The following is a 24,958-nucleotide window of genomic DNA, read 5'->3' as shown; positions in this document are numbered from 1 at the left end:
GGCTCAGCTCCGGCGTGCCTGCAGGACCGAGGCGTAGTTGGCCACCGCCATGCCGCCCATGTTGAACACCAGGCCGAACTCCGGGTTGGGCACCGCCAGGCCAATCGGCTCGCCGGTCAATTGCCGGAACGCCAGGGCATGCATGGACACCCCCGTGGCGCCAACGGGGTGCCCCTTGGCCTTGAGCCCGCCGGAAAGGTTGACCGGCAAGCGCCCGCCGGCGCGCACCACGCCGCTGTCGAGCACGCGATGCCCTTCGCCCTTGGGCGCCAGGCCCATGGCTTCGTAGATCAGCAGCTCGGCAATGGTGAAGCAGTCGTGCACCTCGGCGAAACTCAGGTCAGCCAGGGTCACATTCGCCCCGCGCAGCGCTGCATGAATCGCGCGTTGCGGGCCTTCAAAGGCCAGGATGTCGCGCTGGGCGATCGGCAAGGTGTCGTTGACCTGAGTCATCGCGCGGATTTGCACCTCACGACGAAACGCCCGCGCACGTTTGGGCGAAGCGAGGATGATCGCAGCGGCGCCGTCGCTGATCAGCGAGCAATCGGTCAGGCGCAGGGAGTCGGCCACGAACGGATTGCTTTGGGACACGTTGTTGCAGTGCTCGAAATTCATCTCCCGATGCATCTGCGCCAGCGGGTTGGCCATGGCATTGGAGTGGTTTTTGGTGGCGATGGCCGCCATCGAGCCCAGCGGGCAGTGGTAACGCTCGGCGTATTGGCGCGCGGCGCGGCCGAACAACTGGGGGAAACTCAGGCCGGCTTCGGCCGGGTCGTTCTGGTAGCCGGCCCCGGCCAAGGCTTGGGTGACTGCGACGGTGCTGGTGTGGGTCATCTTCTCGGCGCCCACCACCAGCACCAGTTCAGCGCTGCCGGAGAGGATCGCATTGACCCCCGCCTGAATCGCCGCCGAGCCGGACGCACAGGCGTTTTCACAGCGGGTAGCCGGTTTGAAGCGCAGCCCGGGGTCGGCTTGCAGCAGCAATGAGGCGGCAAACCCGTCGGGCACCAGCCCCGAGTTGAAATGACCGAGGAACAACGCATCGATTTGCGACGCGTCAATCTCGGCGTCGCTCAAGGCTTCCCGGGTAACCTGGACGATCAGGTCTTCCAGCGTCGTGCCTTCCAGGCGACCAAAACGGGAGTGACCAGCGGCAACAATGGAGACGCAATCAGCAGGCATAATCAATTTCTTCTGTTCTTGATTCGGACTTTACTTACAATGACCCACCCCTGATCGTGCGCCAATTCGTGTAACTACTTACACGGGTAAGTAGCGCCCCAGGGCATTGAACAACGAGGCAGGATGCCCCATGACCGCGCTAGCCCAGCAATTCCCCGACCTCGAACGCCTGGCGTTCAAGCTGTCCCCTGCCCCGCAGATCGTCACCAGCGACCGCGTGATACTCGACTGCAACGACGCTTTCCTGAAGCTGTTCGGCTATACGCGCGACGCGTTGGTCAACCAGCTGACCCTGCTGATCTACCCGTCCCAGGCCGACTACCACGCCATCGGCAAGCGCAGCCATGACTGGCTGCTCGACAGCGGCAACGGATTTTATTCCGATGAACGCTTCATGCAGCACCACAACGGCGAAGTGTTCTGGGCCAAGTCCCACGGCTACACCCTCACCCCCAAAGACCCGTTCAAACTGATGATCTGGCACTTCGAACGCCTGGACCGCATGCACCAAGGCACCGGCGACCTCACGCCCCGTGAGCGAGAAATCGCCATGCACATCGTCAACGGCTTCAAATCCAAGGAAATCGCCCTGCGCCTGGCGATCTCCCACCGCACCGTGGAAGTGCACCGGGCGCGGCTGATGAAGAAACTGCAGGCCAAAACGGTGGTGGAATTGGTGTCGAAGATCATTATGGTGGCGTAACAGACAACGGCTGTTTAACTGATGCCCCGTGATCCAAATGTGTGGGCATCCCCAATTTCTGTAGGAGCGAGCTTGCTCGCGAAAAACGTCAACAATAACGCGTGTTTGCTGAATGAACGCGGCGCCTGTAAGTTTTTCGCGAGCAAGCTCGCTCCTACAAAAAAGCTTAACTGACTGGCAGTATGACTTTCCTGCGAAAGCGTTAGTGCAGTAGATGCACAACTTGCACGTTGCACACTCCACGGTAACCACGATGCGAAGCGAGCCGCTCTTGATCTGCTTTTGATCTTAGGCGCCCCGTTAAACCACGCTGGCCGAACGCAGGCTTGAATTCGTGGGTAACCCGGCAGGACGCCGGGTTAGCCGTCCTGGGCCAAGGATGGCCCATGACGGCGGCCCACGGATTCAAGCCGGAGTGAGGGCACACCGAGCCTAAGCGAGGTGCCAAGTGGTGGGGCAAGAGCGTTTTGCTTACTTTTGCGCTGTTCAAAAGTGAGCCGCCGTCAGGGCGGAACCCTAAGTGGCCGTTACCGCAGCAATGGATATGTACACAATCCAACCGTGTCGCCTGTCAGGACGTCATCGCAGGCAAGCCAGCTCCCACAGGTTGATCTCGGGGGTGTCAGGTAGATCGGCGTCAGTTGCCTGGGCAGCGTAGCTGAAACGTTCAACCGAGCACGTCCATACAATTCCCCACCGCCCTGCCCCCCTAACCTCACCGCTTTCAAACCCTCATAAGCGCTGGAGAACGGGCATGGGCAACACAACAACCAAGGTATCGCTGGCATTGACGCTGCTGGCAAGTGCGATGATGAACAGCGCGTTCGCCGCCACCCCAAGCGTGGCCGTGGCGCCGCAGTACGACACCAGCCATGTGTATGTGGCACCGGCCGATGTGGACCGTTTTGCCCAGAGTTTCCTCGCCACCTTCGGCGGCAAAAGCACGCCCCAGGTCGTGGTCAACGTGCTGCCAGTGCCGAGCAGCACCACCTCGCAACTGCTGCAGACCCCGGCGGGCACCGTGTCGTTGTTCGGCTTTACCACCCCCGTGCCTCACCCCTTCGGCCAGGAACGCAACGGCTATCTGGTCAAGGACATGGACGTGGCCCTCAAGGCCGCACGGGAAAATGGCGCCGACGTGATCGTCAGCGATTTCCCCGACCCCATCGGCCGTGACGCCGTGGTGCAATGGCCGGGCGGTGTGAACATGCAGCTCTACTGGCACACCAAGACCCCGGATTACGCCGCCTTCGAGACCGTGCCGGAAAACCGTGTGTATGTGTCCAACGACAGCGCCGAGCGGTTTATCAAGGCGTTCCTGGGGTTCTCCCACGGCAAGGTGTTGAGCGACGACAAGCACGCCCCAGGGGTTGATGTCGGCCAAGCCGGCGGCCACTACCGCCGCGTCGAGATTGAATCGCCGTTCGGGCGCATGGCGGTGCTGGTCACCAACGGCCAACTGCCCTACCCGTTCGGCCACGACACCACCGGTTATCAGGTCAACGACCTGGCCGCCACCCTGGGCAAGGCCACCGGGTCTGGCGCAAAAGTGCTGGTGCCGGCGTTCGACAGCAAAGGTCGGCGCAGTGCCTTGGTGGAGTTCCCAGGCGGTTATGTCGCAGAAATCCACCAACTCAGCGCGGCAAAATGATGCGTCACGCAGGCTGGAGCCTGGCTGTGCTGTGGCCGTTGCTTGCTGGCAGCGTGCAGGCCGACGACCAGCCGGTACGCCCGGCGATCAAGGCCAACCGCTGGCAGGAAGACTGGTCCGTGCTCAAGGACCCGGCCTTGCGCACGCAACCGCTGGACAACCTCAAGTACATCCCGTTGTCCGCGGCCAACCCGTTTACCTACCTGTCGTTGGGCGCCACCTTGCGTGAACGCTTCGAGATGAACGACGCCAGCGGGTTCGGCGTGCGCGATGTACCGCGTGACCGCTACCTGATCCAGCGTTTTCAGGTGCACGCCGACTTGCACCTGAACGAACACTGGCGGCTGTTCACCCAGTTGGAAGATGTGCGGGCCTATGACAAGACCACGATTGGCGGTGCCGACCAGAACCGCGTCGACCTGCGCCTGGCCTTTGCCGAATACGTGAAGACCTTCAACGCCGGCACCTTCAAGGCACGGGCTGGCCGCCAGGATTTCGCTTTCGACTTGCAGCGTTTCATCTCGTCACGGGACGGCCCGAATGTGCGGCAGTCCTTCGATGCGTTGTGGGCGGACTGGGAAACGCCGCAATGGCGCTTTATCGGGATCGCCAGCCAACCGGTGCAGTACCAGGATGGTCGGCATTTCGACGACAAATCCAACAGCGACGCGCGCTTCCACATGCTACGGGTCGAGCGGCTGGTGGGCGGTACCAATGAGCTGTCGGCCTATTACGGCGTGTACGAGCGCAGCGCCGCCCATTACCTGGACGCCGACGGCGACGAAACCCGCCAGTTGCTGGACGCCCGCCTCGGCGGCGCAGCCCAGGGGTTCGACTGGGACATCGAAGCCATGCTGCAACGCGGCTCGGTGGGCAGCAAGACGATTCGCGCCTGGGCCGGTGGCAGCCGCACCGGCTACACCTTTGACACGCTGGCCTGGAAGCCGCGTATCGGCCTGCAACTGGATATCGCCTCCGGTGACCGCAAGGCCGGTGACGGCCGGGTCGGCACCTTCAATCCGCTGTTCCCCAATGGCTATTACTTTTCCCTGGCGGGTTATACCGGCTACAGCAACCTGATCCACGTCAAGCCGTCGATCACCGTCAAGCCCATTGCCAAGCTCAGCGTGCAAACCGCTGTCGGCCTGCTGTGGCGGCAAACCACCGCAGACGCCGTCTACACCCAGCCCAACCTGGCCGTGGCTGGCACCGCGGGCCAAGGTGAGCGCTGGACCGGCGCCTATGGGCAACTGCGCACTGACTACGCCTTTACCCCCAACCTCAGCGGTGCGGTCGAGGCGGTGCACTACGCGGTCGGCCAGACCCTGCGTGATGCCGGTGGGCACGACAGCAACTACCTGGGCATGGAGCTCAAGTTCAGTTGGTGAGACAAGCACACCCATACAAGCCTGGGCCCAGGTTTACGGCAATAGTGAGGCGGTTTTTTCACCGCCCTTTTTCAGCCCTGCAAGGAGTTTCAGATGAGCACATTCATTGCCAAAGACGGTACCCAGATCTACTTCAAGGACTGGGGCAGCGGTAAGCCCGTGCTGTTCAGCCACGGCTGGCCGCTGGATGCGGACATGTGGGAATACCAGATGGAATACCTGAGCAGCCGTGGCTTTCGCACCATCGCGTTCGACCGTCGTGGCTTTGGCCGCTCGGACCAACCATGGACCGGTAACGACTACGACACCTTCGCTGACGATATCGCCCAGTTGATCGAACACCTGGACCTGCAGGACGTGACCCTGGTGGGCTTCTCCATGGGTGGCGGTGACGTGGCGCGCTACATCGCCCGCCACGGCAGTGCCCGTGTCGCCGGCCTGGTGTTGCTGGGCGCGGTCACGCCGATCTTCGGCCAGCAAGCCGATTACCCCCAAGGCGTGCCTGGCGAGGTATTCGATGGCATCAAGGCCGGCCTGTTGAAGGATCGTGCGCAGTTCATCAGCGACTTCAACACGCCGTTCTTCGGTCTCAATAAAGGCCAGCACGTCTCGGAGGGTGTGCTCAGCCAAACCCTGCAGATCGCCATGCTCGCGTCGCTCAAATCCACCGTGGATTGCGTCACCGCGTTCTCGCAAACCGACTTCCGCCCGGACATGGCCAAGATCGACGTGCCGACCCTGGTGATCCATGGCGACGGCGACCAGATCGTGCCGTTCGACACCACCGGCAAAGTCGCGGCGCAGATGATCGAGGGCGCGCAATTGAAGGTGTACAAGGATGCGCCGCACGGGTTTGCCGTGACCCACGCTCAACAGCTCAACGAAGACCTGTTGGCGTTCCTGAACCGCTGATACCTCGATGCACTTGTAGGAGCGAGCTTGCTCGCGAAGAACCTCAACGATAACGCGGGCATTCTGTATGCACGCGGCGCCTGTGAGTTTTTCGCGAGCAAGCTCGCTCCTACAGAAGGCAAAAGGCCGGGTTCACCCGGCCTTTTTTCAGGCAAAGCGCTGGCTCAACACCAGCCGCCCCGGCCCTGCGATCAGCACGCTGGTGAAGATGATCAGCAGCAGCCAACCGAACTGCCCTTCGAACAGCGTCCACTCCGGGTGCACCACCAGCAACGCAATCACCAGCACCGCCAGGATCGGCAGACACGCCAGGCGCACCAGCACGCCCGCGATGATCAGCAATGGACACAGCACCTCGGCGAAAATCGCCAGCAGCAAGGTGATAGACGCGCCCAGGTGAAACGGGTCTTCGATCAGCTTCAGTTGTTCGCTGTAGTGCAGCAACTTGGGCAACCCATGCACCCACAGCAAAAACAATGCCCCGCTGACCCGCAGAAACAACAGCCCGATATCCTGATTTCTTGCTTGGTTCATATGCCACCTATTTGCGTCGAAAATGACCGGCAGCCAGTGTGTCCAACGCCGCGGCTCTGCACTTGCAGGCTTGTGCTGAAATCCTGCGTTTGCATTGCCCAAAGAACCCGGCATGATCTTGCTGAACTGCCGACCCCGCGCTACGGTCCCAACCCATACGCTCATCGCTACAGGAACTTTTCCATGACGCTCCCCAAAGAAATGACCCTGATCGAAATCACCACCCCTGGCGGGCCCGAGGTCTTGCAGCCACGCAGCGCCGACGTACCGGTGGCCGGGCCGGGCGAGATTCTGATTCGCGTACACGCCGCCGGGGTCAACCGCCCAGACGCCTTGCAACGCGCGGGCAAATACCCGATGAAGCCCGGCATGAGCCCGATTCCGGGGTTGGAAGTGGCCGGTGAAGTGGTGGCGCTGGGCACTGGCGTGAACGAATACAGCCTGGGCGACAAGGTCTGTGCCCTGACCAATGGCGGCGGCTATGCGCAGTATTGCGCGGTGCCGGCCAGCCAGGCGCTGCCGATTCCCGCGGGCATGGACTGGATTCAGGCCGCTGCCGTGCCGGAAACCTTCTTTACGGTGTGGGCCAACCTGTTCGGCCTCGGCGGTGCCCATAAAGGCCAGCGCGTCTTGATCCACGGCGGCACCAGCGGTATCGGCACCACCGCGTTGATGCTCTGCCAGGAGTTCGGCATCCAGGCGTTCGCCACGGCCGGCAGCGCCGACAAATGCGCAGCGATTGCCAAGCTCGGCGCCGAGCCGATCAACTACCGCGAACAGGACTTTGCCGAGGTCATCGCCAAACAGACCGATGGCAAAGGCGTCAACGTGATCCTCGACATCATGGGTGCCTCGTACCTGAACAATAACCTCAAGGCCCTGGGCATGGACGGCCACCTGGTGATCCTCGGTTTCCTCGGTGGCGCCAAGGCCAACGACGTCGACCTGCTGACCATCCTAGGCAAACGCGCGGTGATCACCGGCTCACTGCTGCGCGCCCGCACCCGCGAAGAAAAGGCCGAAATTGCCGAGCAACTGCGCGAACACGTGTGGCCGGTACTCAGTGCCGGGCGTTGCCTGCCGATGATCGACCAGGTCTACGCCTACACCGACGCCGCCCAGGCCCATGCGCGGATGGAAGGTGGGGACCATATCGGCAAGATTGTGTTGCGGGTGGACTGAGGCATTTTTGATGTGCAGAGGGGTTGCAAGCCCCCTCCCACACTAGTGTTGGGCATACACCGGATAATCCACATACCCCGCCTCTGTCCCGCCATACAAGCCTTCGGCCTTCAACGCATTCAACGGCCAGCCATTGAACAGCCGCTGGGGCAAGTCCGGGTTGGCGATGAAGGGCCGCCCGAAGGCAATCAAGTCTGCCAACCCGGCCTCTACCAAGCGTGCACCGCGCTCGGCGGTGTAGCGGCCGGCATAGATGATCCTGCCGCTGAAGGTGCGGCGTACGGCCTGGCGGAATGTTTCGGGCAGGTCGGGCGCATTGTCCCAATCGGCTTCGGCGATGGACACATAGGCGATGCCCGACGCTTCCAGCACTTTGATCGCTTCGATATAGGTATGGTGCGGGTCTTCCTCCACCAGGCCGATGTAGACCCGGTCCTGGTCGGTGCCACTGAACAGCGGCGAAAAGCGCACGCCCAGGCGCTCCGGCCCCACCACCTTGCACACCGCTTCGACGATCTCGCGCAGCAAGCGCAGGCGATTGTCCAGCGAGCCGCCGTACTCATCTTCACGAGTGTTGGAATGGGCTGAGATGAACTGGTTGACCAGGTAGCCGTTGGCCGCGTGGATTTCCACACCGTCGAACCCGGCGTCCAGGGCATTGCGTGCAGCCTGGGCGTAGTGCCCTACCAGTTCTTCGATTTCCAGCGTGGTCAAGGCACGGGGTACCGGTGGCTCTACCAGTTCACCCACACCCGGCCCGGTTTCAATGAAGGCCTTGGCTTGCACCGCCGCCAGCGCAGACGGGCCCACCGGCGCACCACCGTCAGGTTGCAGCGCGTTGTGGGACACCCGCCCCACGTGCCATAGCTGGGCAAAGATCACCCCACCCTCGGCATGCACCGCTGCGGTGACTTTGCGCCAACCCTGGATTTGCGCCGGTGTATGGATACCCGGCGTCCACGCGTAGCCCTGGCCACGGGGTTCGATCTGCGTACCCTCGCTGACCATGAACCCGGCACTGGCCCGCTGACGGTAATACTCGGCCATCAGGTCGGTGGCGATATTACCCGGCTGGGCGCTGCGCTGGCGGGTCAGCGGCGGCAGTACGACACGGTTGTTCAAGCGATGATGCCCCAGCTTGATCGGGGTGTTCAGGATGCAGTCAGGCACGGCGATATTCCACATTCAGGACGAACGAAAACCGTGGCGACTCCTGGGAGCCGCCACCGTGTAGATCGGTTGATTAACTTAAGCGCAGAGTGTCAGCAGGGCCTTGGCCACTTCGCTGGAGCTGCCTGGGTTTTGCCCAGTCACCAGCAAGCCATCGACGAGGACGAAGGATTGCCAGTCAGCGCCCTTCTCATACCGGCCGCCCAATTTTTTGAATTCGTCTTCAATCAGGAACGGCACGACCTCAGTCAACTGCACGGCGGCCTCTTCCGAGTTGGAGAACCCGGTGACGCGGCGGCCTTTGATCAACGGCTCACCGTTGACCGCCTTGACGTGACGCAAGGCACCCGGTGCATGGCACACAAAGCCGATGGGCTTGCCGGCCCGCTCGAAGGCTTCGATCAGCGCGATGGACACCGGCGACTCCGCCAGATCCCACAGCGGGCCGTGGCCGCCCGGGTAGAACACCGTGTCGAAGTCGGCGGCGTTGACCGAGTCCAGCTTCACGGTGGTCGCCAAGGCTTGCTGCGCGGCCGGGTCTTTAGCGAAGCGTTCGGTCTGCTCGGTTTGCGCATCCGGTTCATCGCTTTTAGGGTCCAGCGGCGGCTGGCCGCCGGCCGGGGAAGCCAACACCACCTCGGCACCAGCGTCCTTGAACGCGTAATAAGGTGCGGCGAATTCTTCGAGCCAGAAGCCGGTCTTGCGCCCGGTATCGCCAAGCTGGTCGTGAGAGGTCAGTACCATTAATACTTTCATTTTCCAGTGCCTCGATCGATGTGAATAACAGGGTTTTCAGGGTCGCCCAACAGCTGTTGGGTCAGCAGCAGCGCCTCAGCGAACGGCGCGGTGGTACGGGTGATCTTGCCCATGACGCTGGTTCCCAACCATAGCGCATACAAGCGCCTGGCCAGGCTTTCAGGGGCCTGCTCGAACCCGAGCGAGCCGTCTTCGACGCCGCGTTGCAGGGCCACGGCAAGCAAATCGATGGTGCGCGAAGTGCCGCGTTGCAGCGCCAGCCGCATGGGTTCTGACAGGTCGGAGACTTCCGCCCCAAGCTTCACGGCCAGGCATTTGCCGGTGTCGGTGCAGCCGGTGTGATTGTCGATCCAACCTTGCCAATAGCGCATCAGCTTGGCGTGGTGGGTGGAGCCCGGCTGATCGAACAACTGCTGCATGCCCTCGACGTAGTGGTCGAAATAGGTATCGAGTAACACCACGCCAAAGGCGTCTTTGGAGTTGAAGTAGTGATAAAACGAGCCCTTGGGTACTTGCGCGGCTTGCAGGATTTCGTTCAAACCCACCGCCGAAAACCCCTTGGCGCCGACAATGGATTGCGCCCGTTCAAGAATCGCTTGCCGCGCACTGCTGCTTGCGTTGCTCATGCTTGCCCCTCTGCGATTAGACCAGTCGTCTAGTGCGTTGGGCTCATGTTAGGCAGCGCGGCATTGGCTCACAATGTCATATCCGCAAGGATTTCGGACATGCACGAAAGCCGGTTGCCGTTTGCCCGGCACACGCCGACAATCGCCTCTCCCCCGCCCCTTGGAGAGATGCAATGCACAGCGTTGCGCTGATGGTTTACCCGAATTTCCAGTCGTTGAGCCTCAGCCTGGGCTCGGTGTTCGAGTGCGCCAACCTGCTGCGCGGCGAGCCGGCCTATGAGTTTCACCTGGTGTCGGAAAGCGGCGGCGCGGTGATGACCTCCCAGGGCTTTTCGGTGAACACCAGTGCGCTGCGGCCAGAGGGCTATGACACGTTGATTGTCAGTGGCTACCTGGAGTTTCGCCTGCCGGAGGCCAACCTGCTGGAGATGGTCAAAGCGGCGTCCGCGCAGTCGCGCCGGGTGGCGTCGTTATGCATGGGCATTTTTGTGCTGGCCGAGGCTGGGCTGCTGGCTGGCAAGCGCACCACCACCCACTGGATCCATGCGCCGGCATTTCGCAAGCGTTACCCGGATATCCGCCTGGAAGAAGACAAGTTGTTCATTGTCGACGGCCAGGTGTGGACCGGTGCGGGCATGAGCGCCGGGGTCGACCTGGCGCTGGCGATGGTGGAGGACGACCTGGGCAGCGACCTGGCCCGGCGTATTGCGCGCAAGCTGGTGATTGCCCAGCGCCGTGGCAGCGAGCAGTCGCAATTGTCGGCCTTGCTGGAACTGGACCCCAAGTCCGACCGCGTGCAGCTGGCCCTGGCTTACGCTCGCGAGAATCTCACTCAGGATTTATCCGTGGAGGCCCTGGCCGACGTTGCCCGGTTAAGCCCGCGCCAGTTCAGCCGGGTGTTTCGCGAAGAAACCGGGCAGACCCCGGCCAAAGCTATCGAAGCTCTGCGGGTGGAAGCTGCGCGGGCGATGATGGAAATCAGCCGGCACCCGGTGGAGGTGGTGGCGCGCGAAACCGGGTTTGGTGATCGCGAGCGCATGCGCCAGGCGTTTCTCAGGGCGTTCGGGCAGCCGCCTCAGGCGATGCAGCAGGTGCTGTTCAACCCGGGCTAGGCCCGTGACGGCCTGACAGCCGCCTCCATCTATCTGACGCCCCTCGGGGCAAATGTGGGAGCTGGCTTGCCTGCGATGGCGGCCTACCAGCCGACGCCTATTTACCTGACACCCCGCGAGCAAACTGTGGGAGCGGGCTTGCTCGCGAAGGCGGCCTGACAGGCGACGCAGTTGGATTGGGTACATATCCATTGCTGCGGTAACGGCCACTTAGGGTTCCGCTCTGACAGCGGGTCACTTTTGGAAAAGAGCCCCAAAAGTAACCAAAAGGGCTCTTGCCCCACCACTCGGCACCTCGCTTAGGCTCGGTGTGCCCGTAATCCGCCAGTGATTTGGGGGGTCGCCGCCACGCGCCATCCATGGCGCGGGGCGGCTAAACCGGCATCCCTGCCGGTTTACCCCCCAAATCCCTGTCGAATTCCGGCCAGCGTGGTTTAACGGGGCGCTTAAGATCAAGATCAAAAGCAGATCAAGAGCGGCTCGCTTCGCATCGTGGTTACCGTAGGATATCTATGCTCATCGGGAGAAAGCCCCCCCCGTCAATGCAACGATGCCCGGGTAATCAGGTAGTTCACCAACTGTGGTTCATCGTCCAGTTCAATGCTCTGCACCGGGCGCGGCAGGTTGTCCAGCACGGTGCGCCAGAACGCCTGGGACACTTCGTCCTGATCATAGAAGCGCACCAGCCAATTGCGCTCGCCGCTGCACAGCACCTGGCTGGCGATGGCGCGGCCGATACCTTTGCGGCGGTAGCGCTTGAGGATGAACAGGTCGGCCAGTTCCAGGGCGTCGATGCCCGGTAGTTCGCTGCCTTCGATCAACAGGAAACCGGCGATGTAGCCGTCTACCAGCAACAGGTTGGCGCTCCATTGCGGGTCGCTCCAGTAGCGGGTCAGGTGTTCGTCGTGGATGTAGAAACGCCCATCGGCCTCGACATCTTCCTGTTCCCAGTCCGAAGACTCATAGGCGTAGTACTGGTAAAGATTGCGGATCAGTTCGGCTTCTTCGGGGCCGGTCTGGATCAATTCGACGGTGGTTTCAGGCATGGGGCTCTCGGTGGAAAAACGCAGGGCGCCATTGTTCACAAAAGTGCTGCCCACGCCAATGGCCTGGCGAATCCTTTCTATTGGCTGAACCGATTGCAAATAGCGGTTGCCCCGGCCGAAATTCTGAAACATTTAGAATAAACTTCGCCGGTTTCTCCCTATTGCTCAAGGACACGTATTTTGACCAACGTCTGTACCGCCGGCCTGGATGTGGGCTTTGCCTCCCTGGATTACCTGCAGATATTCATCCTGGGCGTGATCCAGGGCATTACTGAATTGCTGCCGGTGTCGTCCACCGCCCATATGCGCGTGGTACCCGCCCTGCTCGGCTGGCAAGATCCCGGCTCGGCGTTTTCTGCGGCCATGCAATTGGCGGCGTTGGCGGCGGTGGTCAGTTATTTCTGGCGCGATGTGCGCCAGGTCACCACCGGCAGCATCAGTGCGGTGCGCCGGGGCGACTACAACGACCGCTGGTTCAAGCTCGCCGTGGCGATTGTGCTGGCAACCGTACCGATTGGCATTGCCGGCCTGGCGTTGTCGTCGACCTTGAATGCTTGCAACTCACCTTTGCGCGGGCTGATGGTGATCGGCATTTCCTGCCTGGTGATGGCGGTATTGCTGGCCCTGGCTGAAGTGCGCGCCCGCCATACCCGCGACGTAAGCCAGATGCGTTTGCGAGATGCGCTGATCGTGGGGGTTGCACAGATTGGCGCGTTGATACCCGGCGTATCGCGTTCGGGCTCCACGTTGACCGCGGCGCTGTTCCTGAATTTCAAACGCGAAGAAGCGGCGCGGTTTTCCTTCCTGTTGGGCCTGCCGGCCATCGCCCTGGCCGGTTTGAAAGAGTTGTGGGTGCTGCTGCGCGCCGACCTGCCCGCCCACGCCTGGCCGCACTTGATGTTCGGGTTGGTGGTGGCCAGCGTCTCGGCATTCTTTGCCATCTGGGGCCTGATGAAGTTCCTGGAGCGTTTCTCCACCTGGCCGTTCGTGATCTACCGCGCGCTGCTGGGAGTGTTTTTGATCGTGGCCGTCAGCACCGGCCTGCTTACCTGACGCTTGTAGGAGCGAGCTCGCTCGCGAAAAACGCCCAGGCGCCGCGCTCATCCAGAAAGACCGCGTTATCGTTGACGTTTTTCGCGAGCAAGCTCGCTCCTACAGGTTATTGGCGGTCGGCCAGCGCTTCGAGCAAGTCGGCCGAGGGCACGAAGAACAGGCCGCCGGTCACGGCCGTGCTGAAGTCGAGCAAGCGGTCGTAATTGCCGACCGGGCGGCCGACGAACATGTTTTCCAGCATCTGTTCCAGGGGCTGAGGCGAGCGTGCGTAGCCGATGAAATAAGTGCCGAATTCGCCCGCGCCTGGGCGGCCAAAGGGCATGTTGTCGCGCAGGATCTTCACTTCCTCACCGCTCTCGTCGGTGATAACGGTCAGCGCGCTGTGGGAGTTGCTCGGCTTGGCGTCTTCATCCAGTTCGATGTCCGACAATTTGGTGCGCCCGATCACCTTCTCTTGAGCCTCCACCGTCAAGCCATTCCACGCGGTCATGTTGTGCAGGTATTTCTGCACCAGCACATAGCTGCCGCCTTCGAACTCTGGGTCTTCATCGCCCACCAGGGTAAAAGCCTCGGCCTTGCGCCCCACCGGGTTCTCGGTGCCGTCGACGAAACCGATGATGCTGCGCATATCGAAGTACCGAAAGCCCTGGACCTCATCCACCACTTTCACGCTATCACCCAGGGCCGTCATCAGCTGGGTCGCCAGCTCGAAACACAGGTCCATCTGCTCGGCACGGATATGCAGCAGGATGTCGCCTGGGGTCGACACCGCCATGCGCCCTTCCACGCCGAACTCGCGAAACGGATGCAAGGCCGCCGGGCGCGGCGCGCCGAACAGGCGGTCCCAGGCGTCCGAGCCAAACCCGCAAACGCAGGTCAGGTTGCCCGAGGGCACGCGCTTGCCTACCGAGCGCACCAGGCCTGCGATGTCGGCGCACCAGGCCCGCACGTTTTCAACCGCATCGGGCGCCAGGGTGGCGACCATGAAGATCGCGCTGCTGGTGATCGGATGGCACACCGATTGCGGTTCGAGCGGGGGGCGGACGGGGCAGGTTTTCATGAAGGCGATCCACTGGCTAAGGTCGGTTTGAACCCCGGCAGGTTAGCAGATCATCCCTGACAACTGGCCCACACCTGGCGAATCAGCGCTTTGAGCTTCAAAGCCTCGGCCCAACGATCGGTGAGCTCGCGGCCATCCGCGTCGGTGATCGCATAGGGTGGCGGGCCCAGTTCGCAGGTGAAGGACAGGCTCTGGGGTGTCTCGGCGCGGGCCAGCCAGTCTTCGATCCCGTAGCGCCACCAACCGGTAAAGCGCTCGACCCACGGCTGATGCTGGGGAAAATCCAGGCCCACCTGTACCTGTTCGCTGCTGGCGATGCGGCCATGAAAGCCCCAGCTGTGGCGCAGAATGGTGCGTATCTGTTCGTCGTCTTCCACACTGCCGGGCTCGGGCAACTCGCGGCCAACCACGTAGTGGGACAGGTCAGCGAGCAGTTTCAGATCGGGCATCTGTGCCAGCAGGTCGAGGGTGAACAGCAGGTCGTTGGTGAGCCGATAGCGGTGGGTTTCCAGCAAAATCTGGAAGTCCACCTGTTCGGCCAGGCGTTGCCAGCCGTCGATCAGCCTGGCCGCCTCGGCCTGGGTACGCGGGCGCACGTCGCCTTGCAAGGTGAGGTGGTGACAACCGTAGCGGCTGATCACCTCCAATGCCCTGGCCAAATCATCCACCGATTGCGGGAACAGCTGCCCTTCAATCTGCAAGCCCCTGGCTGTGGCCGCCGCGTGCAGGCGCTGCACCGATGCCGGCGCCCAGTAATGGTCGGTGATGCCGTCAAAACCGGCGGCGGCGATGCGGTCCAATTGTGCTTCCAGGCTGCCGGGCTCGGTTTGCATGGCCCACATCGATTGGAATACTAAGAACTGGCGCATGGTCAGCCTCGCAATAACAGCTTCAGGGATAATTCAGGGTCGGCCAGGCTGGCCGGGTCGAGCGGGATGCGGGCAGTGATCAAGCGCTCGCACAGCTTGATGTCCTTGGCTGCGCGGTTACCTATGGCCCAACCGCAGGCGCCTTGCAAACGGTGATGGTCGTCAAGGTAGAACAGCAGCAGGCCGCCGTCGGGCAATGACCGGCGAACTATCAGTGCAGTCATCACCCCGACGGTGTGCAAGCCCCACGCGTATTGATCGGACCAGAAACCCGGGATCGTCTCGAACGCCAACGCCCGTCCCAGCAGGTTCAACGCCGCGAGACGGCCCTGGGCTTCGGCGTTGCGCCAGGTTTCTTGCCGTTGATAAAGGCCCGCCAGGCGAAACTCGCACACATCCCCCGCCGCGTAGATATCCGCCGCACTGGTGCGCAGGTGCGCGTCGACGCGAATGCCCTGCCCGACGTCCAAGCCCGCCGCTGCGGCCAACTCGATGTTGGGCTGCATGCCAATGCCGACCACCACCAGGTCGCAGGGCAGCCGTTGCCCGTCGACCAGTTGCACGGCGTCGGCATGGATGCATTCCAGGGCAACGTTCAAACGCACGTCCACACCCTGCTCACGGTGCAATGCCAGCAGCGCGTCACTGATCACCGGCGGCAACACCCGCCCTGCCAGCCGTGGCCCGGCTTCCAGCAGCGTCACCTCGCAGCCCAGGCCCCGTGCGGTCGCCGCCACTTCCAAGCCGATAAATCCACCGCCGACTACCACCAGCCGAGCGCCAGAGCGCAGGCGATCGCGCAGGGCCAAGGCTTCGTCGTGGGTGCGCAGGTAAAATACATTCGCCTGCGCCTGGGGCAAACGTCGCGCCCGGCCTCCGGTGGCCAGCAGCAGGCCGGCATAGCTCAACCATTGGCCGTCGGCCAATTGCAACCGGTGGTGCTGTGGCTCCAGGCGGCTGACCGGGTTGGCGGCGATATGCTCGATACCGAGCGCCGCCAACTGCTGGCTGTCGCACAGGCTGCATTGCGCCAGGTCGGTCGAGCCTTGCAGCAAACCCTTGGACAACGGTGGACGTTCGTAGGGCAGATGCGCTTCATCGCCGATCAGGATCAAGCGCCCGCCGTAGCCTTCTTCACGCAGGGTCAGTGCCGCACGGCCACCGGCATGGCCGGCGCCAACGATGATCAGGGGGGCGTTCATCCTTCGGCCGTGACGGCGAGCAGTACTCGCCCCGCATCCACCCGCACCGGGTAGGTCTTCAGATTAACGCACACCGGCGCGCCCAGGGCCTTGCCGGAGCGGTAATCAAAGCGCCCGTTGTGCTTGGGGCACTCGATCACATGGTCCATCACCAGGCCGTCGGCCAGGTGGATTTTCTCGTGGGTGCACAGGCCGGCGGTGGCGAAGAATTCGTTATCGGCAGAACGGAATACCGCGTAGGTCTGCGCGCCATGGTCGAAGCGCAGCACGTCTTCTGCTTCTATTTCGCCCACGGCGCAGACGTCGATCCATTGATCGTTCATGCATTTATCTCCAATGACTGGCTCTTACTCTGTGGCGAGCGAGCTTGCTCGCCACGGGTGGGGCGCTGGACGAAATAGCTGGGGTCGCTGCGCTGGCGCCAGATCGTCGGAATGATTTCCTGATAGGCCTGCCACAGGTTGGCATACGGCGGTGGGCAGTCGCTGCGGATCTCTTCGTGCAGTTGGCTGAGCGCGTGGTACGGCACCATCGGGTACATGTGATGCTCGAGGTGGTAGTTCATGTTCATGTAGATAAAGCGCAGCACGCGGTTCATGTAGATGGTGCGGCAATTGCTGCGGTGGTCGAGCACATCTTCGGCCAGGCCCACGTGCTGGCTGAGGCCAAACAGGTAGCCGAGCCACGCGCCATAGAGGCTGGGCAGGCCCACCAGCATCAGCGGCAACCAGCTGTGCAGGTACAGCGCAGTGCCAATGATCACAGCGTAAAGACCGACCCAGATACGCGCATCTCGGTACACCTTGGGCCATTCGGATTCGGGGATGAAGTCGCGCTCCTGGGCACTCATCCGCCCGAGCGCATGGCGGGCCACGCCGCTGAAAGTCTTCCAGGCCAGGGGCAGGTTGAACAGGCTGAACGCCATCATCCATAAGCTGGGCGGGCGCGGTTCGACGATCTCCGGGTCGCGGCCGACGACGATGGTGTCGGTGTGATGACGGGCATGGCTCCAGCGCCACACGTGGGGTTCGAAGAGGCACATGAAGCTCGCCACCTGATACAGCGCATCGTTCATCCAGCGGGTCTTGAACGCCGTGCCGTGGCCAGTTTCGTGCCAGCGCGGGTTGGAGGCCGTGCCGTAGAGCACACCGTAGGCGATGAAGAATGGCACGCAGGCCCAACTGCCCCAGAACCAGTAGCCGCCGACACCGGTGGCCAACAACGTCGAGCACCACAGGGCGGTGTCGAGCAACGCCGGAGCGTCGCGGCGTTGCATCAGGGCTTTCATGCGATTGCGCGGGATGGGCGACTGGTACCAACGGGCCGAGACCAGGCCCTTGTCGGCGGCGCGGGCCGCTTCGGGGCCGGTGAGGCTGTAGTCGCGCCGAGCGCGGTGAGCGGTGTGTCCAGGCATTGTTATTGTTCTCCGCAAGCGTGGGTTTCAGGGGCTTTGCGAAACCAACCATAGAGCGCGGCTAAATCACCCTCAAGGCCTTGAATCCATTCCCTATCAAGCTATCATCCAGGCCCAGCGGAGCTTGATAGTTTTCTATCAAGACGCTCAAGGGGCCTGCCATGCACAACAACAAACGCCCAACCATCGCCACCGTTGCCGCCCATGCGGGGCTCAGCGTAGCCACCGTCGACCGCGTGTTGAACGCCCGCGCGCCGGTCAACCCCGGCACCGCCGAACAGGTGTTCCAGGCCGCCGAAGCGGTGGGCTATTTCGCCGCACGGCTGATCGGCCAACGCATTCGCGAACGCCGGCCCACCTACCGTTTCGGCGTGCTGTTGCTGGGGACCGCCCAAGCGTTCTATGCGCAGTTGGCCCAGTCCATTAGCGAGGCCGCGCAGCATCACGCCACCGCCAACCTGAGCTGCCAGTTCGACTACATCAACGACCGCACGCCCGGCGCCATCGTCGCGCAAATCGAACAACTGGCCGTGCAGTGCGACGCCCTTGCGGTGGTCAGCTTCGCCCATCCATTGATCAACGCCTGCCTGGCGCAGATCCGCACAGCGGGCGTGCCGGTGGTTGCCCTGCTCTCGGACATCCATGAACACGCCGCCGAACCCTATGTGGGCCAGGACAACCACGTGGTCGGGCGCACCATGGGCTGGCTGCTGGCGCGCACTTGCGGCGCACGCAAAGGCAGCGTGGGCATCCTGTTGGGTGGCCACCGTTTTCTCGGCCATCAGGCACGGGTCGAGGGCTTGCACAGCTACCTGGCCGAACACGCGCCGGGGCTCAAGCCGTTGGAGCCGCTGATCAACCTGGACAACTGCGACATCACCGAAGAAGCCACCCTCGACCTGCTCAGCCGCCATACCGATTTGCGTGGGTTATGCGTGGTGGGCGGTGGTGGCGACGGTGTGATCAACGCCCTGGCGCAACTGCCCAAGCGCCCGGCGCTGTGCTGCATCCTGCAAGAGTCCACGCCGTTGTCGCGCCAGGCATTGAGCAACGGGCTGATTGATGTGGTGATGGACTCGCAGCCACGGCAGACGGCCGTGGCATTGGTGGAGTTGCTGGTGCGCTTGCAGAGTGATGAGGGGTTTGACCCATTGAGGCACCGCGTGCATATACCGCCGCAGATAGTGACCCCGGAAAACCTGTGCAACTGATCGGGTTGGCTTGAGGTTTCAGCGCTCCCGGAAATCGGCGGCGCTCAAGCCAAACCGACTCATCTTGTTGTACAGCCCGCCCCGCGACACATCCAGTTGCTGTGCGGCCAGGCGAATGTTGCCGCGGGTGCTGGTGAGCGCGGCAACGATGGCGTGCATTTCATGGCTGCTCAAATCCTGTGCGGGCTGGGGCTGGTAGGCGCGCAACGTCGGGCGTTGCTGGGTTTCTAACGGCAAGTCGGCCGATTGAATCAGCTCGCCCATCGCCAGGTTGGTCGCCCGCTCAATGACGTTTTCCAGCTCCCGCACGTTGCCCGGCCAGCCATGGGCTGACAGCAACGCCAACGCATCCGGCGCGAAACCTTGCACCGTTTTACGTAGCGAGCGGGCACAGCGCTGCAGGAAATGCCGCGCCAGCAATGGGATATCGTCACGGCGCATGCGCAGTGGCGGCACGCTCAGGTTCAGCACGTTGAGTCGGTAGTAAAGGTCTTCACGAAACGCGCCCTCGGCCACCGCCTGGCTCAGGTTGCGATGGGTGGCGGCGATGATGCGCACGTCGACTTGCCGCGATTGCTTGGCCCCGACGCGGGTGATCTCACCCTCCTGCAAAACCCGTAGCAGACTGACCTGGGCATCGAAGGACATGTCGCCGATTTCATCCAGGAAGATGGTGCCGCCATCCGCCAGTTCGAACTTGCCTGCCGCCCCACCCCGCGCCGAGCCGGTGAACGCACCTTCGACGTGGCCGAACAGTTCGCTCTGCACCAGGTCCCGTGGGATGGCGCCGCAGTTGACCGCCACAAACGGGCCGTTACAACGCTCGCTGCCGTTATGAATGGCCTGGGCAAACAGCTCCTTGCCGGTGCCGCTTTCGCCGAGGATCAAGGTGGTGGACTCGCTGCGACTGGCAATGCGCCCCAGGTGCAGGGCGTCTTGTATCGCCCGCGAGGTGCCCAGGATGGTCTCGAAGGTATAGCGAGCCTGGGTGCCGATAATGCGCCGGGTAATCTCGCGGATACGGCGGTTTTCGCGCACCGACACAATCACCCCACCCTGCTCCAGTGGGCATACCGAAACCAGGCAGGCGAGTTGGCTGCCGTCGTACAAGTGGAAGGTGCAATCGCGGTCGCGCACCGGCTCACCCAGCGCGTCGCTCAGTTCACTGCGGCCCAGGCGCTGGAAAGGACTGCCGATCAACTCGCGCCCCACCCCGAACAGTTGCCGCGCATAACGGTTGAGTGCCTTGATGCAGCCACGCTCATCGAGCACCACCAAGCCTTCGTTGAGCACTTCGAGCAGGGCCTGTTGTTCTTCCAGCAACACCTGCAGCGCCATCTGCCGCGACACCGCTTCGGCCGCCGCTTGAACGGTGCCCAGGGTGTGGAAATGAAACCAGCCGGGCTCGGCGGTCAGGGTAAGCATGGCCAGGGTCTGGCCTTGGGCATCCTTGATCGGCGCGGCGGCGCAGTGCATGTGGCGCTGGCGCAGGCCGCTGGCGAAATTTTCTTCCGCCAGCACATACACCAGGCGATCTTCGGCCAGGGCCAGGCCGGTGCAGTTGGTGCCTTGCACCGCTTCGAGCAAGCGACTGCCCACCGGGGTGATGTCCAGCCCGCAAAAATACAGCGTCGTGCCCTCGGCATCCGTGAGGTTGATATGCCCGCGCGGGTTGTAAGCCAGCAATCCATGCATGACTTGCGCGGCAGCGGCGATCAGGGCGCGATGGTGGGCCAGGGTCGCCGCCAACGCTTGCGGCGCGACAAAGCGATAGTCGCTGTTACCGGGCTCGATACCCGCCTCGACACTGCGTCGCCAGGAATCCCAGATGACCTGGCGCACCCCGTCCGGACGCACGACTTGGCCAGCCAGGCACTCTCGCCACGCCTGTTCCAAGGCGGCGATGGGCCCATCGTTCAGCGCGGCAGGCCCCAGGTTCGTGAGGTATTCGAGGTCTTGCACACTGAACGCCTGGGTCATTGCGGTTATCCATGTTCATATTTTCGACATGTCAGTATAGACATGTCATGAATATGAACATTTTTTGTTTAATTAAAATATTAAATACTTATAAATCAGCTAGTTATAAACTGGCACAGGCCTTGCTTTTGCCCCTGTGTCACCCAGGACGGTCCTGGGGGCCCATAACAACAAAAGGGGTCGTTTCATGAGTACACAGAACATCCGCCTGGGCTTGATCGGTGCCGGCCGCATGGGCAGCTTCCATGGCCTTACCGCTGCACGCCATATTCCCGGTGCCTGCCTCGCCGCCATCGCCGATCCCGTGCCGGGCCAGGCCGCTCGCCTGGCAGCAGAACTGGGGGTGGACAAGGCCTACACCGACCCGCAACAGCTGCTGGACGACCCGGACATCGACGGCGTGCTCATCGCCGCCCCTGCCCGTAGCCACGCGGAGCTGGTGATCAAGGCCGCACGCGCCGGCAAGGGCATCTTCTGCGAAAAACCCATGGCGATTACCCTGGACGAAGCCGACCGCGCTATCGCCGCCGCTGCCGATGCACGGGTGCCCCTGCAGGTCGGCTTCAATCGGCGCTTCGCCAGAAGCTTTCGCACGGCGCACCTCGACGTGGTCGCCGGACGTATTGGCACGCCACAGCTGCTACGCTCGCTGACGCGCGACCCGGCGCTGAACAACCCGGCCAACTCACCGCAATGGGTGATCTTCCTCGAAACCCTGATCCACGACTTCGACACCCTGCGCTACCTCAACCCTGGGGCCGAAGTGGTCCAGGTGCAGGTGATGGCCGACGCGCTGATTGCCCCGCAATTCAAAAGCCAAGGCTTGCTCGACACCGCCGTGGTCACCCTGCGCTTTGACAACGGCGCCATTGCCACCGCCGAAGCCAGCTTCCAGGCCGTGTATGGCTACGATGTGCGCGGCGAAGTGTTCGGCAGCAAGGGCATGCTGAGCATGGGCAGCCTTAACGACTGCGACCTGATGCGCTACCTGGCCGAGGGCATCCAGGCAGACACCCAGCGGATGGACACCGACCTGCTGCGCGACGCCTACATCGCCGAGCTCAACCACTTTGTCGACTGCCTGCGCAGCGGCGCCAAGCCCCTGGCCAGCGGTGAAGATGCGCGTGCAGCCCTGGCAATTGCCCGTGCCTGCATTGAGTCGTATCAAACCGGCATGGCCGTGGCCGTTCAAGGAGCCCGCCAATGATGCCGTTCAAATTGGCCGTCAGCGCCGAAATGGTGTTCCTCGACCTGCCCTTCATCGAGCGGGTCAAACGTATTCATGCCCTGGGCTTCAGCGCCGAAATCTGGGGTTGGGCCGATAAGGACATTCAGGCCTTGGCGGCGACCGGTGCGGACTTCACCTCGATGACCGGCTACCTCACCGGCACCCTCACCGACCCCGACGGCATCCGCCAATTGCTCGACAGCGCCCGTGAGTCCCTGGGCATTGCCGAGCGCCTCAATTGCCCCAGCCTCAACCTGCATGGCACCGGCCTGGGTGAAGGCGGCCTGCCCGTGCAGCCCGTCAGCCACACCACCGGGCGCATGTGGCTGAGCGCATGCAAAAGCCTGGAGAAAATCGCGCGCCTGGGGGAAGACGCCGGCCGCGTGTTCCTGCTGGAAAACCTCAACACCGCCGTCGACCACCCTGGTACACCGTTTGCGCGTGCCGACGACACCCTGGCCCTGATCGAAGCCGTCGGCAGCCCGCATCTGAAGATGAACCTGGACCTGTACCACGCGCAGATTGGCGAAGGTAACCTGATCGAATTGGTCCAGCGCGCTGGCAGCGCCATCGGCGAAATCCAGGTCGCTGATGTGCCTGGGCGCAAGGAGCCCGGCACCGGCGAAATCCACTACCCGGCCATTGCCCGGGCCTTGCACGCCATGGGTTACACCGGTGTGGTCGGCCTGGAGGGCTGGGCCAGCGGCGACAGCGAGACGGCCCTGGAGCGTTTCCGCCAGGCATTCACCCTATAACAATAAAAGGAACCGCCTCATGCACCGTTATTCATTACTAGTGGCCGCGCTGTTATTGATGTTCAGCCAGTGGTCCTTCGCCGCCTATCGCATCGGCGTGAGCATTGCCCGGGTGGACGATAATTTCATGACCTACGTGCGCACCGGCCTGGAGGCGGCAGCGAAACACCAGGACGTGCAGATCCAATTCGAAGACGCCCAGGGCGATGTGGTGCGCCAGCTCAATCAGGTCGAAGGCTTTCTCAACCAGAAAGTCGATGCGGTGATCGTGCTGCCGGTCGACACCGCCGCCACCGCCAACATCACCCGCGCCGCCGTGGCGGCGAAGACGCCGCTGGTGTACGTCAACCGCCATCCGGATGAGCCTACGCTGCCTGAGGGCGTGGTCACGGTGGCCTCCAACGACATCGAAGCGGGGCAATTGCAGATGCGCTACCTCGCCCAAAAACTGGGCGGCAAGGGCAATGTGGCGATCATCATGGGCGACCTTGCACAGAACGCCACCCATGCCCGCACCGAAGGGGTCAAACAGGTGCTCAAGGACTTCCCCGGAATCAAGATCGTCGAGCAGCAAAGCGCCGAATGGCAGCGCAGCAAAGGCATGGACCTGACCAGCAACTGGTTGCTGGCCGGCACCGCGTTCAATGCCATTGTCGCCAACAACGATGAAATGGCGATTGGCGCGGCCATGGCCTTGCAGCAAGCGGGCAAGGCCAAGGGCGAGATTGCGATTGTCGGCATCGACGGCTTGCCCGATGGCCTGGCGGCGATCAAGCGCGGGCTGCTGGCGGGCTCAGTGTTCCAGGACCCCAAGGCCCAGGCTGCCCAGGCCGTGCAAGCGGCGGTGCGGATGATCAAGGGCGAGCAGGTTGAAGCACAGGTGTGGGTGCCATTTGAACTGATCACACCTGAACAGGTGGCGGTGTTTGAGCAGCGCTACAAATAACGCAGCTTTGTAGGAGCGAGCTTGCTCGCGAAGAACGCCCAGACGCCGCGCTCATTCAGGAAGCACGCGTTATCGTTGACGTTTTTCGCGAGCAAGCTCGCTCCTACCTAGTTATCAAGGTCACTTGCATCATGTCGCTCGGGCAACTGATCATCCCCCGACACCCGGTTCACCCGCCGCCCACGCTGCACCGCCGGCCGTGCGTCAATCGCATCCGCCCAGCGCTGCACATGCTTGTATTCATGCACCGACAAAAACTCTGCCGCGCCATACAAACGGCCTTTGACCAACCCACCGTACCAAGGCCATATCGCGATATCGGCAATGGTGTAGTCATCCCCGGCAATGTATTGGCTGACCGCCAGGCGCTTATCCAGCACATCCAGTTGGCGCTTGGTCTCCATGGCAAAGCGGTTGATCGGGTATTCCATCTTGCTCGGCGCATAGGCATAGAAATGCCCGAAGCCGCCGCCCAGGTAAGGCGCGCTACCCATCTGCCAGAACAACCACGACAGGCATTCAGCCCGTGCGGCGGGCTCCGTGGGCAGGAACGCACCGAACTTCTCGGCCAGGTACTGCAAAATCGCGCCTGATTCGAACACGCGAATCGGCGTGGCGCCGCTGTGGTCCATCAGCGCCGGAATCTTCGAGTTCGGGTTCACCGCCACAAAGCCACTGCCGAACTGGTCGCCGTCGCCGATCTTGATCAGCCAGGCATCGTATTCGGCGCCGCTGTGCCCCAGGGCCAGCAGTTCTTCCAGCAGGATCGTGACCTTCTGCCCATTGGGCGTGGCCAGGGAGTATAACTGCAGCGGGTGCTTGCCCACCGGCAGTGGCTTTTCGTGGGTGGCGCCGGCGATGGGCCGGTTGATACTGGCGAAGGTGCCGCCGCTTTCGGCGTCCCAGGTCCAGACTTTGGCAGGTACGTACTCGGTCATAATCAATGCTCCAGAGGCGCTTGTGATCCACTAAGCGTTC

Annotated in this window: 24 protein-coding genes; 11 read left to right on the top strand and 13 right to left on the bottom strand. The window is 62.5% G+C overall.

Translation table 11 applies throughout. The features are described from left to right. Positions 1-3: 3 nt before the first annotated feature. Entirely contained in the window at positions 4-1,182 is a 1,179-nt protein-coding gene (locus tag ACWHXD_RS12090; RefSeq protein WP_138763158.1) for an acetyl-CoA acetyltransferase, read from the bottom strand. 130 nt (positions 1,183-1,312) lie between these two features. Between ACWHXD_RS12090 and ACWHXD_RS12085 the strand changes: the two genes are divergently transcribed. The 4 genes from ACWHXD_RS12085 (at position 1,313) to ACWHXD_RS12070 (ending at position 5,836) form a co-directional block, all read left to right on the top strand. Continuing rightward, positions 1,313-1,885 (top strand): LuxR C-terminal-related transcriptional regulator, encoded by a 573-nt coding sequence (locus ACWHXD_RS12085; protein WP_138763159.1) that lies wholly within the window; start codon positions 1,313-1,315, stop codon positions 1,883-1,885. 754 nt (positions 1,886-2,639) lie between these two features. Next, the gene (locus ACWHXD_RS12080) at positions 2,640-3,536 is read left to right on the top strand and encodes a VOC family protein (protein ID WP_032892265.1); all 897 of its coding nucleotides are present in this window, start codon (positions 2,640-2,642) and stop codon (positions 3,534-3,536) included. Continuing rightward, positions 3,533-4,924: an alginate export family protein gene (locus ACWHXD_RS12075; RefSeq protein WP_138763160.1), complete on the top strand. Its 1,392-nt coding sequence runs from the start codon at positions 3,533-3,535 to the stop codon at positions 4,922-4,924. The genes ACWHXD_RS12080 and ACWHXD_RS12075 overlap by 4 nt, the downstream gene beginning before the upstream one ends. A gap of 93 nt (positions 4,925-5,017) precedes the next feature. Next, on the top strand, positions 5,018-5,836 hold the full coding sequence (locus tag ACWHXD_RS12070; protein WP_032892268.1) for an alpha/beta fold hydrolase: 819 nt from the start codon (positions 5,018-5,020) through the stop codon (positions 5,834-5,836). Between the two features lie 147 nt (positions 5,837-5,983). On the opposite strand, the gene ACWHXD_RS12065 is transcribed toward ACWHXD_RS12070, so the two are convergent. Further along, a complete protein-coding gene (locus ACWHXD_RS12065) occupies positions 5,984-6,370 on the bottom strand; it encodes a DoxX family protein (RefSeq protein WP_056784285.1) in 387 nt (128 codons plus the stop codon). Positions 6,371-6,553: 183 nt separating this feature from the next. Here ACWHXD_RS12065 and ACWHXD_RS12060 point away from each other — a divergent pair, with 183 nt between their 5' ends. Beyond that, positions 6,554-7,552, top strand: coding sequence for an NAD(P)H-quinone oxidoreductase (locus tag ACWHXD_RS12060; protein ID WP_138763161.1), 999 nt, complete (start codon positions 6,554-6,556; stop codon positions 7,550-7,552). A gap of 42 nt (positions 7,553-7,594) precedes the next feature. Here ACWHXD_RS12060 and ACWHXD_RS12055 read toward each other — a convergent pair whose 3' ends face one another. From ACWHXD_RS12055 to ACWHXD_RS12045, 3 genes are all read right to left on the bottom strand, one after another. Further along, positions 7,595-8,722 (bottom strand): alkene reductase, encoded by a 1,128-nt coding sequence (locus ACWHXD_RS12055; RefSeq protein WP_138763162.1) that lies wholly within the window; start codon positions 8,720-8,722, stop codon positions 7,595-7,597. 78 nt (positions 8,723-8,800) lie between these two features. Then, a complete protein-coding gene (locus tag ACWHXD_RS12050) occupies positions 8,801-9,478 on the bottom strand; it encodes a type 1 glutamine amidotransferase domain-containing protein (protein ID WP_098951893.1) in 678 nt (225 codons plus the stop codon). Next, on the bottom strand, positions 9,475-10,104 hold the full coding sequence (locus tag ACWHXD_RS12045; RefSeq protein ID WP_138763163.1) for a TetR/AcrR family transcriptional regulator: 630 nt from the start codon (positions 10,102-10,104) through the stop codon (positions 9,475-9,477). Before ACWHXD_RS12045 ends, ACWHXD_RS12050 begins: the two co-directional genes overlap by 4 nt. A gap of 173 nt (positions 10,105-10,277) precedes the next feature. On the opposite strand from ACWHXD_RS12045, the gene ACWHXD_RS12040 reads away from it, so the two are divergent. Continuing rightward, positions 10,278-11,216 (top strand): GlxA family transcriptional regulator, encoded by a 939-nt coding sequence (locus ACWHXD_RS12040; protein WP_056784267.1) that lies wholly within the window; start codon positions 10,278-10,280, stop codon positions 11,214-11,216. 539 nt (positions 11,217-11,755) lie between these two features. Here ACWHXD_RS12040 and ACWHXD_RS12035 read toward each other — a convergent pair. Then, positions 11,756-12,394, bottom strand: coding sequence for a GNAT family N-acetyltransferase (locus tag ACWHXD_RS12035; RefSeq protein WP_138763164.1), 639 nt, complete (start codon positions 12,392-12,394; stop codon positions 11,756-11,758). 48 nt (positions 12,395-12,442) lie between these two features. On the opposite strand from ACWHXD_RS12035, the gene ACWHXD_RS12030 reads away from it, so the two are divergent. Next, positions 12,443-13,315: an undecaprenyl-diphosphate phosphatase gene (locus tag ACWHXD_RS12030; protein ID WP_032892275.1), complete on the top strand. Its 873-nt coding sequence runs from the start codon at positions 12,443-12,445 to the stop codon at positions 13,313-13,315. Between the two features lie 106 nt (positions 13,316-13,421). On the opposite strand, the gene ACWHXD_RS12025 is transcribed toward ACWHXD_RS12030, so the two are convergent. Genes ACWHXD_RS12025 through ACWHXD_RS12005 form a run of 5 tightly spaced genes read right to left on the bottom strand, consistent with a single transcriptional unit; the run spans position 13,422 to position 17,860 of the window. Continuing rightward, positions 13,422-14,375: a Dyp-type peroxidase gene (locus ACWHXD_RS12025; protein WP_032892276.1), complete on the bottom strand. Its 954-nt coding sequence runs from the start codon at positions 14,373-14,375 to the stop codon at positions 13,422-13,424. Between the two features lie 50 nt (positions 14,376-14,425). Then, positions 14,426-15,244, bottom strand: a complete 819-nt coding sequence (locus ACWHXD_RS12020) for a sugar phosphate isomerase/epimerase family protein (protein ID WP_032892277.1) — start codon at positions 15,242-15,244, stop codon at positions 14,426-14,428. A gap of 2 nt (positions 15,245-15,246) precedes the next feature. Next, complete coding sequence (locus ACWHXD_RS12015) at positions 15,247-16,446, bottom strand: NAD(P)/FAD-dependent oxidoreductase (protein WP_138763165.1); 1,200 nt, start codon at positions 16,444-16,446, stop codon at positions 15,247-15,249. Next, positions 16,443-16,769 (bottom strand): MocE family 2Fe-2S type ferredoxin, encoded by a 327-nt coding sequence (locus ACWHXD_RS12010; RefSeq protein WP_034127287.1) that lies wholly within the window; start codon positions 16,767-16,769, stop codon positions 16,443-16,445. Before ACWHXD_RS12010 ends, ACWHXD_RS12015 begins: the two co-directional genes overlap by 4 nt. Next, a complete protein-coding gene (locus ACWHXD_RS12005; protein ID WP_138763166.1) occupies positions 16,766-17,860 on the bottom strand; it encodes a fatty acid desaturase family protein in 1,095 nt (364 codons plus the stop codon). The genes ACWHXD_RS12010 and ACWHXD_RS12005 overlap by 4 nt, the downstream gene beginning before the upstream one ends. A gap of 161 nt (positions 17,861-18,021) precedes the next feature. Between ACWHXD_RS12005 and ACWHXD_RS12000 the strand changes: the two genes are divergently transcribed. Next, the gene (locus ACWHXD_RS12000) at positions 18,022-19,071 is read left to right on the top strand and encodes a LacI family DNA-binding transcriptional regulator (RefSeq protein ID WP_138763167.1); all 1,050 of its coding nucleotides are present in this window, start codon (positions 18,022-18,024) and stop codon (positions 19,069-19,071) included. 18 nt (positions 19,072-19,089) lie between these two features. Here the strand turns inward: ACWHXD_RS12000 and ACWHXD_RS11995 are convergent, their stop codons facing one another. Next, positions 19,090-21,051 (bottom strand): sigma-54 interaction domain-containing protein, encoded by a 1,962-nt coding sequence (locus ACWHXD_RS11995; RefSeq protein ID WP_138763168.1) that lies wholly within the window; start codon positions 21,049-21,051, stop codon positions 19,090-19,092. A gap of 187 nt (positions 21,052-21,238) precedes the next feature. Here ACWHXD_RS11995 and ACWHXD_RS11990 point away from each other — a divergent pair, with 187 nt between their 5' ends. Genes ACWHXD_RS11990 through ACWHXD_RS11980 form a run of 3 tightly spaced genes read left to right on the top strand, consistent with a single transcriptional unit; the run spans position 21,239 to position 23,980 of the window. Then, positions 21,239-22,258 (top strand): Gfo/Idh/MocA family oxidoreductase, encoded by a 1,020-nt coding sequence (locus ACWHXD_RS11990; RefSeq protein WP_138763169.1) that lies wholly within the window; start codon positions 21,239-21,241, stop codon positions 22,256-22,258. After that, on the top strand, positions 22,255-23,034 hold the full coding sequence (locus ACWHXD_RS11985; RefSeq protein WP_138763170.1) for a TIM barrel protein: 780 nt from the start codon (positions 22,255-22,257) through the stop codon (positions 23,032-23,034). The genes ACWHXD_RS11990 and ACWHXD_RS11985 overlap by 4 nt, the downstream gene beginning before the upstream one ends. A gap of 19 nt (positions 23,035-23,053) precedes the next feature. Continuing rightward, on the top strand, positions 23,054-23,980 hold the full coding sequence (locus tag ACWHXD_RS11980; protein ID WP_138763171.1) for a sugar ABC transporter substrate-binding protein: 927 nt from the start codon (positions 23,054-23,056) through the stop codon (positions 23,978-23,980). Positions 23,981-24,087: 107 nt separating this feature from the next. On the opposite strand, the gene yghU is transcribed toward ACWHXD_RS11980, so the two are convergent. After that, a complete protein-coding gene (gene yghU, locus ACWHXD_RS11975) occupies positions 24,088-24,918 on the bottom strand; it encodes a glutathione-dependent disulfide-bond oxidoreductase (protein WP_138763172.1) in 831 nt (276 codons plus the stop codon). Between the last annotated feature and the right edge of the window lie 40 nt (positions 24,919-24,958).

Source organism: Pseudomonas fjordensis (genome assembly GCF_976987115.1).
The sequence above is the reverse complement of the archived record's forward strand: the minus strand, read 5'-3'. Positions and strand labels throughout refer to the sequence as shown.